Origin of the sequence: Caulobacter sp. DWR1-3-2b1 (assembly GCF_049895765.1) — a bacterium.
Lineage (GTDB): Bacteria > Pseudomonadota > Alphaproteobacteria > Caulobacterales > Caulobacteraceae > Caulobacter.
Window position 1 is genome coordinate 181,551 of the sequence record NZ_JAFCSZ010000004.1, and the last position, 9,317, is coordinate 190,867.

Here is a 9,317-nt window from a genome sequence, read left to right on the forward strand (position 1 = left end):
TGGCTGGTGACGGAGGGCTTCTCGCTCTTCGTCACCAATTAGCGTCGGAATCCCGACCTTCGCCATAGAACTGACACGAGTCCTGGACGTTATGACGGCCAGGGACACCACAAAAAATTCAATCGGAGCCCGCCATGCGCGCCCAGACCAAAGCTATCGTTATCGCTCTTTCTCTGGCCTTCACCGCCTCCACGGTGGCGGTCACCGCAGCTGAGGCCCAATCCGGCTCGCGCTATCGCGTGAAGGTCTGCAACAAGACCAAAGGCACCAAGGGCACCGTCATCGGCGGCCTGACCGGCGGCACGCTCGGCGCCGCTGTCGCTGGCGGCGGCAACAAGACTGAAGGCGCCATCCTTGGCGGCGTGGTCGGCGCAGTCGCCGGCAACCAGATCGCCAAGAAGAAGAACTGCCACTACGAGTATCGCTATCGCCGCTAGAGCCCTTTCCGACCTGATGGTTTCATCAGGGTTGGGCGAAAAGGGCTCTAAATCAAAAGTTTAGAGCCTTGGCCATCGACGAACATAACGCCCCGGTGAAAGCCGGGGCGTTTTTCGCTCAACATAGACGGCGGGGCGACATCGTCCGCCCCTTCAGCGCTCCAGGTCGCTGGCCATCGCGGTGGCGATTCGGCCTATCTGGGTCAGACCGGAACCATCATCCCGGACGCTATAGATCCCGCGCAGATAGGCCAGATCGAAGGCCGTGAGGCGCTTGGCCAAGTCTCCAGATGAGCCCGGCGCGAAGAGATTCAGGATCGAATTGTACCCAGTCAGGTCAGCTTCCTGCTTGACGTCTGTCAGGGACACGAGTGCGATATAGTCGCTGATCGCCCCCACCTCGACACCGTCGGCCTGACTGGCGTCCACCACGATCAGCGAGCCCCGGATGGCGCTGCGGGTAGGTTGTTCTATCCGGCTGCCCGGGCTCTTTATCTCGAGGGCCGCGTCAGGATCCCCAACGACCGACGCGGATCCCCAACTTGGGATCACGACCACGCTGTTCCACCAGCGCACGGGCCGGGTGTTCGCCATGAAGCGCTGGATCTGAACCGGCGTCGCCGGTTCAAAATAGATTTTCCGGCGATCGCGGGCCTTCTGGAGCATCACCTGGGGCTCTCGCGAGAACAGCACCAGAAGGTTGGGGCGGCAGGCCTTCTTCTCGAACTGCACGCCAACCTGCGCGCCCACTTCACGAATGCGGGCGGTCACATAAGTATTCACCTCTATCGAAGCGCCAGATACTAGAGGACACAGCCGATTTGGTCGCCGCGAGACTTGGCAGTCGGACGACAGCGCCGACGCGGCTCGAACGAACTCCAGCAGGTTTTTTCGATTTGTCGCGCGAACAGTGATGCTATCGACAGTCGCTTGCGGCGCCGTTTAATTCGTTTGGGCCTGCACAGGCCCGCCGTTCAACAAAACCACGCCGCCCAGGAGGATCAAAAACAATCTCATCATGCCGGTCCCGCGACAGCGCCCTTAGAGAGCAACGCAAGGTAGGCACGATCTGTGGTTGCTCTCAAATGCGCTCCAAAGCCATCTTCCGATTGACGCAAGCAGCCCTCAGTTCATTTCCGTCTTCTTCGGCGCCGCCGGCGGCAGGGGCGCGACCTTGATGCCGTCTGCGATGAGCGCCTTGGCCTCGGCCGGCGTCGCCTGGCCGTAGATGCCGCGCTCTTCGGACCTGCCCTCGTGGATGTCGCGAGCCTCCTTGGCGAAGGCGTCGCCTACATTGTCGAAACTTTCCTCGACGTGCCGGCGGACCTCGCCCATGGCCGTCATCATCATCTCGCGCATCTTCGGATCGACGGCCGGCGCATCGGCCCGGTCCTTGGTTCTGGCGACGGCGGGCGACATGATCTGCTTGGACACTGTTTGCGAGCCGCAGAGCGGGCAGTCGACAAGGCCCCGCGCGCTTTGGTCGTCATAGTCGGACGACGAGCCAAACCACCCCTCGAAGGTGTGGGCCCGATCGCACTGGAGCGCATACTTGATCATGACTTGCGGTTGATGATGGTCACGGCCCGACGAAAGCACGGGCATTTTTGAGGGCGGGAATGGCCGCACGCGCGGCGAGCGCGGCGGCCAGGTCGATATCGGCCACAAGCACGCCCGGCTCATCATGGTCAAGCAGGCCAATGACCTCACCCCACGGCCCGACGATGATGGAGCGACCCCAGGTGCCCCGTCCGTCCTCGTGGAAACCGCCCTGGGCGGCCGCCAGCACGAACGAGCCGGTCTCGATGGCCCGGGCGCGCAGCAGGATCTCCCAATGCGCCTGGCCGGTCGGCCGGGTGAAGGCGGCGGGCACGGTCAGGATCGTCGCGCCCTTCAACGCCAGAGCGCGGTGCAGGGCCGGAAAGCGCATGTCGTAGCAGATGGTCAGGCCGAACACGCCCAGAGGCGTCTCCACGACCACCGCGCGGTCGCCCGGCTCGTAGGTCGCCGATTCCCGCGCCGTCTCGCCAGTCGGCAAGGTGACGTCGAACATATGCAGCTTGTCGTAGGTCGCCACGATGGAGCCGGCCGGGTCGATCACCGCCTGGCGATTCGCGGCTTTGCCGCCATCTGGGCCGCCATCTGGGCCATCCTTGCGCAGCACCAGGGCCGAGCCGACATCGATCCAGACGCCCAACTCGACGGCCAGCTCGCGCAGGCCACGCACCACGATGTCGTCCTCGAGGGTTCGCAGGCTGGGCAGCAGCCTGTCGCGATCCTTCTGCAGGACGTTAACGCCTTCGGGCGTCAGGATGAACTGCGCGCCCCGGGCCGCCGCCTCGCGAACCAGCGGCGCGACATGGGCCAACGCCGCCTCATGGGTGGCGGGCGTCCGCGTCTGGATCAGGCCGACACGCAAGCTCATGCGACTTGCCTCCTAGGCGGCAAGAAGAGCGTCCAGCTTGCCCGCACGCTCCAGAGCCATCATGTCGTCGCAGCCGCCGATGTGGCTGTCACCGACAAATATCTGCGGAAAGGTCGTGCGGCCCGAGCGGTCCATCATTTCCTGGCGCAGCTTGGGATCCATGCCGGCCTCGACTTCTGTGAAGTCGGCGCCCTTGTCGCCCAGCACCTTCAGGGCCCGGGCGCAGTAGCCGCAGAACGGGCGAGTATAGATCGTGACTTTGGCCATGGGGATAACGAGTCGCTCCTTGTCCGCCCTCATATAGGACGCGCTTGCATCTCTGTAACGCGCGCGACGACAGCGAGGGTCACCGAGGCGGCGCCTGCCGCCATTAACGCCCTCGCGCAGCCCTCCGCCGTGGCTCCGGTGGTCAGCACGTCATCGACCAGCACGATCCTGCGTCCGATCACGCGATGGCGACGCGACTCGGGCACGACGAAGGCGGCGGCGACGTTGCGGCGGCGACCAGACGCCGACTTGCCGCCCTGGCTGACCGTGTCGCGCTGACGGATCAGGGCGTCGGGCAGATAGGCGACACCGCTGGTCCGCGCCAGCGGCCGGGCGATCTCGGCGGCCTGGTTGTAGCGGCGGCGCAGCAAACGCCCGGGGTGCATCGGCACGGGGGCGATGGCGTCGGCCTCCTCCAGCAGCGGGGCCGCGGCGCGCGACAGCCATCGGGCCATCAAGCCCGAGAGATCGGTGCGGTCGGCGTGCTTGAGCTTCAGGATCAGGTCGCGGGAGTGCTCGTCATAGACACAGGCGGCGCGCGCCCGGACAAAGGCCCTTGGCCTGGCCTGACAGAGGGGGCAGCGCTCGGGCGCGCCGCTGTCGAACGGCAGGGCCGAGCCGCAGCCGTCACAGACCGGATCATCCAGAAAGGTGACGCGGCTCCAGCTCTCGGCCGACAGACCCCGGGTCTGGGCCGGGCCGCCCTCGAACGTCCGGGGCGGCAGGACAAGGTCGAGCAGACCCCTTCCGAGACCTCTCAGGCGCGGCCCCGCTTTCCATATCGGTTCGAAATCGCCATGTTCCGCCCGCATGACCGCCTCGCCCCTCCTCTTCGACCGCGACCTTCTCAAGGTCCGTCTCGACCGCGCCGCGCCTGACTACGCCAGCGCCGACTTCCTCAAGCGCCGGGTGGCGGAGGATGTCGTCATGCGCCTGGAGACGATCCTGCGACGCTTTCCTGTCGCCGTCGATCTGGGATCGAGAAACGGGGCTTTCTCGCAGGCGCTCGCCGCCAGCGATGCGGCGGCCAATATCGACGTGCTGTTCGAGACCGACCTGTCGGCCCGGATGTTGGGCGCCGGCAATGGCCTCAAGATCGTGGCCGACGAGGAACGCCTGCCGTTTGGCGATGACACCTTGGATCTGGCGGTCTCGACGCTCTCCCTCCACTGGACCAACGACTTGGTCGGCGCCCTGATCCAGATCCGCCGCGCTCTGCGGCCCGATGGCCTGTTCATCGGCGCGCTCTTCGGCGGGGCCACCCTGACCGAACTGCGCCAGGCCCTGCTGCAGGCCGAGGACGAGATCAGCGGCGGCGCGTCCTTGCGCGTCTCGCCCTTCGCCGACGCCATCGACGCGGCGGGCCTGCTGCAACGGGCGGGCTTCGCCCTGCCGGTGGCCGACGTGGATCGTGTGAAGGTGCGCTACGGCCATCCCATCGAACTGCTGCGCGATCTTCGGCGCATGGGCGAAACCAGCGTGCTGCTGGACCGCTCGCGCAAGCCGTTGAGCCGGCGTGTGCTGGCGCGGGCGATGGAGCTCTATGTCGAGCGCTTCGCTGAAGCCGACGGCCGCGTTCCGGCGACGTTCGAGATCGTGGCGGTTACGGGCTGGGCGCCGCACGAGAGCCAGCAAAAGCCGCTACGTCCCGGCTCGGCCAAGATGCGGCTGGCCGACGCCCTGGGTGTTCAGGAGCAGTCGGCGGGCGAGAAGCCGGCCTAGCTGCCGCTGTTGGCCGTGCTCATCGCGGTCGAGGTCTTGTTGAAGCTGGTGCTGATCCCGCCGCTCAGGGCAGACACGGCGGTGATGATGGCGATGCAGAGGCAGGCGACCAGCAGGCCCACTTCGACGGCGGTGGCGGCGCTCTCATCGGTCCAGAAACGCTTCAGAGCAGATCGCGCAGCCACGCCACGAGCGGGACGTCCGCCGGCGGCATCGGATAGTCCGCCAGTTTGTCCGGCTTCACCCATGCCAGCGCCTCATGTTCCTTGCGCGTGACCAGGCCTTCCCAGCGGCGCAAGAGGTAGAGTGGCATCAGGAGGTGAAAAGACTCGTAACTGTGCGACGCGAAAACAAACGGCGCTAGGCAGGATTGAGCGACCTTGATCCCGAGTTCTTCTTGCAGCTCGCGGATCAGGCATTCTTCCGGCGTCTCGCCAAGCTCTACCTTGCCGCCAGGAAACTCCCACAGCCCCGCAAGTTGCTTGCCCTGGGGCCGCTGACAGATCAGCACGCGGCCATCGACATCAATCATGGCGGCGGCGGCGACAAGGACGGTGGGCTTGCTCATGAGCCGGGTTTCGCGCGGGGCGCTTACGGTTGCAAGGCCCTCTCCGCCCCTCTGTCTTGAAGAGCCCCAGGCCCTACCGCCGGAGCCACGGCCCCAGCCGATCCTGCACCGGCTGATCCACATAGGTGTGGAACGCCCACGCAGCCCCGTAGGCCAGCGGGAACCCGGCCAGCCACATCAACCACTGCCAGCCGATGCCTATCGGCACGGTGTCGATCAGCTTGTGAACGGCGCTCCAGTAAATCACCCCGACCAGGATGTGGGTGATGAACAGGGCGAAGGACAGCTTGGCGCCCTCCTCGATCCAGGCGCGGGGACGCTTCACCGGCAGACGGCCCGCGCCCAGGATGATGCAGGCGATGGCGGCAAGGCTGGGCAGGTCGAACCACAGCACATTGGGCAGGGCGTAGCGGTCGAAGGCCTGCCAGCCGACCAGCACGACGACGCCGCCGTAAAGCAGCGCCTTGGCCGCTTTCTCCGAAGGCCAGTCCATCTCGACCGCTCGGGCCAAACAGACGCCGAGCACGAACAGCGGCAGGGCGCGCACCACTCCGAATTGGAACTGCAGGTCGGCCAGGGCGTGGTCGAACCCGAACCGCGCGATGACCTCGAAAGCGATAATCGTTGCTACCCCCACCAGCGGCAGCACCACCGCGTGGCGCACCTTGTCGGCCGCTCGCCACATGAACGGGAAGATCGCGTAGCAGACGATCAGGGCCGACAGCGACCAGCTGGGCAGGTTCCAGCCGTCGCTGGGAAAGCCCCAGGCGTGGATCAGCAGGGCCTGGACTGGAAGCTGGTCCCAGGCAAACCGCGACGGCTTGTGAGCATCGGTGCCGATGGCGTTGAGGACCAGCACCAGCACGGCCATGGCCGCCAGCACCATCAGGTGTCCCGGCCACACTCGCGCGGCGCGGCGCACCCAGAACCGGCCCGGCGTGATGTGGCCCGACAGGGTCGAGGCGCCATAGGCGCGACCCAGCACATAGCCCGACAGGATCAGGAAGAAGTCCGTCGCCAAAAACCCGCGAGAGAACACCTGGTGGAAGCGCTCGATCCGCAGCGGGCTCTCGGCACCATAGTGGTAGAGCACGATCAGCAGCGAGGCGAGGAACCGCAGGAAGTCCAGGGCCCCTCCCCGCACGGCGCGGCGCGCGCGGGCCATCACCGGCGTTTCGACCGGGGCGGACGCGTTGGGGGGTGAAGCGGAACTGGACACGGCCATGGCCATAACAAAGCCGGCCGCGCGGGAAAAGCCGTCGCGTGTCGCCATCTTGTGGCGAGAGGCAGCGCTGCCTATCTGTAACTTATACTGTTTCCAAAGAGCTTCCCATGACCCGCATGCCCGCCCTGTTCGTCGGCCACGGCTCGCCGATGAACGCTATCGATGACAACGCCTGGAGCCGGGCCTGGGCCCAGATGGGTCGCGACCTGCCCCGTCCGCGCGCCATCGCCATGGTCAGCGCCCATTGGGAGACACGCGGCGCCACCGCCGTGGGCGCCGCCGAACACCCGGAGACGATCCACGATTTCGGCGGCTTCCCGCAGGCCCTGTTCGATGTCCGGTACACCGCGCCGGGCGATCCGACCCTGGCGGCGCGGATCGGCGCGCTGCTGTCGCCCGACCCCGTGGTCCAGCATCCCAGCCGCGGCCTCGACCACGGCGCCTGGGGCGTGTTGAAACCCATGTATCCGGACGCCGACATCCCCGTGGTGCAGATCAGCATCGATCGCGGCCGCTCCAACCGCTGGCACTACGAGGCTGGCCGCCGCCTGTCCGCCTTGCGCGACGAGGGCGTCCTGCTGATGGGCAGCGGCGACATCGTCCACAACCTGCGCGCCGCCGACTTCCGCCGGCCCGAAGCGCCGGAATGGGCGGACCGCTTCAACGAGACCGCCAAGGCGCTGATCCTTGCGGGAGATCACGGCCCGCTGATCGACTGGGAGAGCCTTGGCCCCGACGCCGAGATCTCGATCAACAGCGCCGAACACTACCTGCCGCTACTCTATGTGCTGGGCGCGCAGGGCGCCGGTGAGACGGCGAGCTTCTTCACCGATGACGTCTTCGCGGCGATCTCGATGACGGGGGTGCGGGTGGGTTAGGCCACCTGCGTCGCCGTCCCCGCCACTATGTACCAGGTCAGCAGCAGGCCGCAGATCACTGTCGCGGCGGCATAGCCGCCGGTGCGCTTCCAGGTGAAGACGCCGACCACCGCCATCAGGGCCGTAAGTGGCAGGAACTGAATGGCCACCACGGTCGACAGCGGGTCGAAGGCCGTCGGCAGACGACCCGTCAGGAACAGCGCGCCGTAGTCGAGGATGAGCAGCAGGGCGAAGCCGCCGCTCAGGGCCAGGACCGCGCCGGCATAGCGGGCCAGGTTGCTTTCGCCCGCCACCGGGATGCGGGCCAGCAGGGTGCGCAGGGTGACGCCGAAGGCCAGGGTCAGGGGCAGCAAATAGACCAGCGCTTGGCCGGCCTGGGCGAGACTCAGACGCTTCAGGGCCACGACCCAGAACCGGAAATCGACCAGGAACAGGCGGTGGACCAGTTCCAGAGCGCCATAAACCACCGCGACACTGAGCAGGCCGATCAGCAGCGAAAGCCGCCAGCGATTAGGGAAGACCGGCTTGTCCCGCTTGCCCACAGCGGCCACACCCAGGGTGATCAGGGCGGTCAGAACGGCCCAGGTCAGGACCTGGTTGGTGATCCCCTGCTTGAGGATCCCGTTGGGCGGCAGGGCGACCATGCCCAGGATGAAGAACGGGAAATAGGTCAGGGCCGGCAGCAGGGCGGTCAGGGCGACACCGCTCCACCAGCCCCGGTCGCGGCGGGCGACGGTGGGCTGGACGGGTTGGCGCAGGGGCGAAAACAGCGGCAGGGCCAGCAATAGCTGGAACGTCCCCAGCAGCAGCACGACCGCGCCGACCAAGGCGACGCCCGTGCCAACTTCCTTCCACATCCAGATCTGGTCGCTGGCGGGGCGTGGGGTTCCGCCCGTGAGGGTGAGCGCGAACCAGTCCAGCGCGTGGCCGATGGCGGCGGGCGAGATGTGATCGCCGGGATGGGTGGTGGCTGGCGTTTGCAGCACGCGCGCCGTGCCGTCGGCGACCGAGCCATAGACCTTGCCCGGTTGCACCGGCGCGGGCGTCCCGAACACGGCCTGCAGCTTGGGACTGCCCGTCACGTCCCGGGCGCGGTCGACGCCCCACATCAGCTTGGAGAACTCGTCGTACTGGCTGAATACCAGGGCCAGGTTGCGCGGCCAGGTGGGCGAGCCCTCGGCGGCGAACGGCTTGCCGGTCGAGGAGCCTTCCAGCACCACAGCCTTGTAGGCGTCCGGCAGGGTCGCGGCGGCGGCCAGCACCGTCCAGCCGCCCATGCTGTGACCTTCCAGCCCGATATTGGCCGGATCGACGGTCTTCAGGCCGCGCAGATAGTTCAGGCCATCGGGACCACCGAAGCCGTTGGAGAAGGCCGCGCCGCCGCTATAGCCGTGGCCGGTCTGGTCCAGGGCCAGCACCACATAGCCGCGGCGGGCGAACTCTATGGCGAAGCCGCTCTGGGTCTCGCGGGAATTGATGTAGCCGTGCACGGCCAGCACGCCGGGCGCAGGCGTCGCGGCCGTGGCGTTGGGAGGCGTGTAGAGCAGGCCGCTCATCGGCGTGCCGCCGGTTCCGGGGAAGCTAACCTCGGTGACCTTGATCCCGCCGGCCGTCTGGATCTTCCAGGCCAGCGCGCTTCCGCCCAGAACCAGGGCAAGGCCCAGCACCAACAACAGCCATGGTTTGCGCATGACATCCCCTCCCCCGCGCCGGTCGTTCGCCGGCTTTGGAGGGAGGGTAGTGCGTCAACACACAGTCGTCATCCCGGAAGCTTCGCAGACGCCATCCGGGATGC

At 66.9% G+C, this 9,317-nt stretch carries 12 protein-coding genes; 3 read left to right on the top strand and 9 right to left on the bottom strand.

The annotated features are described in order from the left end of the window. Nucleotides 1–134: 134 nt before the first annotated feature. A complete protein-coding gene (locus ACP69S_RS06010) occupies nucleotides 135–437 on the top strand; it encodes a glycine zipper 2TM domain-containing protein (protein WP_425995663.1) in 303 nt (100 codons plus the stop codon). Nucleotides 438–590: 153 nt separating this feature from the next. Here ACP69S_RS06010 and ACP69S_RS06015 read toward each other — a convergent pair whose 3' ends face one another. From ACP69S_RS06015 to ACP69S_RS06035, 5 genes are all read right to left on the bottom strand, one after another. Then, nucleotides 591–1,208 carry a hypothetical protein gene (locus tag ACP69S_RS06015; RefSeq protein ID WP_425995664.1) on the bottom strand — a complete coding sequence of 206 codons (618 nt, stop codon included), beginning with the start codon at nucleotides 1,206–1,208 and terminating at the stop codon, nucleotides 591–593. Nucleotides 1,209–1,562: 354 nt separating this feature from the next. Next, nucleotides 1,563–1,997, bottom strand: coding sequence for a DUF1178 family protein (locus tag ACP69S_RS06020; protein ID WP_425995665.1), 435 nt, complete (start codon nucleotides 1,995–1,997; stop codon nucleotides 1,563–1,565). A gap of 19 nt (nucleotides 1,998–2,016) precedes the next feature. Further along, nucleotides 2,017–2,862, bottom strand: coding sequence for a carbon-nitrogen hydrolase family protein (locus ACP69S_RS06025; protein WP_425995666.1), 846 nt, complete (start codon nucleotides 2,860–2,862; stop codon nucleotides 2,017–2,019). A 12-nt stretch (nucleotides 2,863–2,874) separates the two neighbouring features. After that, nucleotides 2,875–3,129, bottom strand: a complete 255-nt coding sequence (grxC, locus tag ACP69S_RS06030; RefSeq protein WP_425995667.1) for a glutaredoxin 3 — start codon at nucleotides 3,127–3,129, stop codon at nucleotides 2,875–2,877. 29 nt (nucleotides 3,130–3,158) lie between these two features. Further along, nucleotides 3,159–3,941, bottom strand: a complete 783-nt coding sequence (locus ACP69S_RS06035; RefSeq protein WP_425995668.1) for a ComF family protein — start codon at nucleotides 3,939–3,941, stop codon at nucleotides 3,159–3,161. Here ACP69S_RS06035 and ACP69S_RS06040 point away from each other — a divergent pair. Continuing rightward, nucleotides 3,940–4,851 (top strand): methyltransferase domain-containing protein, encoded by a 912-nt coding sequence (locus ACP69S_RS06040; protein WP_425995669.1) that lies wholly within the window; start codon nucleotides 3,940–3,942, stop codon nucleotides 4,849–4,851. The two genes, ACP69S_RS06035 and ACP69S_RS06040, sit on opposite strands and share 2 nt — an antisense overlap. Here the strand turns inward: ACP69S_RS06040 and ACP69S_RS06045 are convergent. The 3 genes from ACP69S_RS06045 to ACP69S_RS06055 form a co-directional block, all read right to left on the bottom strand. Continuing rightward, nucleotides 4,848–5,036 carry a Flp family type IVb pilin gene (locus ACP69S_RS06045; protein WP_425995670.1) on the bottom strand — a complete coding sequence of 63 codons (189 nt, stop codon included), beginning with the start codon at nucleotides 5,034–5,036 and terminating at the stop codon, nucleotides 4,848–4,850. The two genes, ACP69S_RS06040 and ACP69S_RS06045, sit on opposite strands and share 4 nt — an antisense overlap. After that, nucleotides 5,015–5,419 carry an 8-oxo-dGTP diphosphatase MutT gene (mutT, locus tag ACP69S_RS06050; protein ID WP_425995671.1) on the bottom strand — a complete coding sequence of 135 codons (405 nt, stop codon included), beginning with the start codon at nucleotides 5,417–5,419 and terminating at the stop codon, nucleotides 5,015–5,017. The genes ACP69S_RS06045 and mutT overlap by 22 nt, the downstream gene beginning before the upstream one ends. Nucleotides 5,420–5,492: 73 nt before the next feature. After that, nucleotides 5,493–6,584, bottom strand: coding sequence for an acyltransferase family protein (locus ACP69S_RS06055; RefSeq protein ID WP_425995745.1), 1,092 nt, complete (start codon nucleotides 6,582–6,584; stop codon nucleotides 5,493–5,495). Between the two features lie 167 nt (nucleotides 6,585–6,751). Here ACP69S_RS06055 and ygiD point away from each other — a divergent pair, with 167 nt between their 5' ends. Next, nucleotides 6,752–7,522: a 4,5-DOPA dioxygenase extradiol gene (ygiD, locus tag ACP69S_RS06060; protein WP_425995672.1), complete on the top strand. Its 771-nt coding sequence runs from the start codon at nucleotides 6,752–6,754 to the stop codon at nucleotides 7,520–7,522. On the opposite strand, the gene ACP69S_RS06065 is transcribed toward ygiD, so the two are convergent. Continuing rightward, a complete protein-coding gene (locus tag ACP69S_RS06065; protein ID WP_425995673.1) occupies nucleotides 7,519–9,213 on the bottom strand; it encodes an alpha/beta hydrolase family protein in 1,695 nt (564 codons plus the stop codon). The genes ygiD and ACP69S_RS06065 overlap by 4 nt on opposite strands. Between the last annotated feature and the right edge of the window lie 104 nt (nucleotides 9,214–9,317).

Bases quoted from the DNA above. Each gene is read 5' to 3' on its own strand.
- ACP69S_RS06010 (WP_425995663.1), top strand. From the start codon at position 135: ATGCGCGCCCAGACCAAAGCTATCGTTATCGCTCTTTCTCTGGCCTTC.
- ACP69S_RS06020 (WP_425995665.1), bottom strand. From the start codon at position 1,997: ATGATCAAGTATGCGCTCCAGTGCGATCGGGCCCACACCTTCGAGGGG.
- ACP69S_RS06025 (WP_425995666.1), bottom strand. From the start codon at position 2,862: ATGAGCTTGCGTGTCGGCCTGATCCAGACGCGGACGCCCGCCACCCAT.
- grxC (WP_425995667.1), bottom strand. From the start codon at position 3,129: ATGGCCAAAGTCACGATCTATACTCGCCCGTTCTGCGGCTACTGCGCC.
- ACP69S_RS06040 (WP_425995669.1), top strand. From the start codon at position 3,940: ATGACCGCCTCGCCCCTCCTCTTCGACCGCGACCTTCTCAAGGTCCGT.
- ACP69S_RS06035 (WP_425995668.1), bottom strand. From the start codon at position 3,941: ATGCGGGCGGAACATGGCGATTTCGAACCGATATGGAAAGCGGGGCCG.
- mutT (WP_425995671.1), bottom strand. From the start codon at position 5,419: ATGAGCAAGCCCACCGTCCTTGTCGCCGCCGCCGCCATGATTGATGTC.
- ACP69S_RS06055 (WP_425995745.1), bottom strand. From the start codon at position 6,584: ATGGCCCGCGCGCGCCGCGCCGTGCGGGGAGGGGCCCTGGACTTCCTG.
- ygiD (WP_425995672.1), top strand. From the start codon at position 6,752: ATGACCCGCATGCCCGCCCTGTTCGTCGGCCACGGCTCGCCGATGAAC.
- ACP69S_RS06065 (WP_425995673.1), bottom strand. From the start codon at position 9,213: ATGCGCAAACCATGGCTGTTGTTGGTGCTGGGCCTTGCCCTGGTTCTG.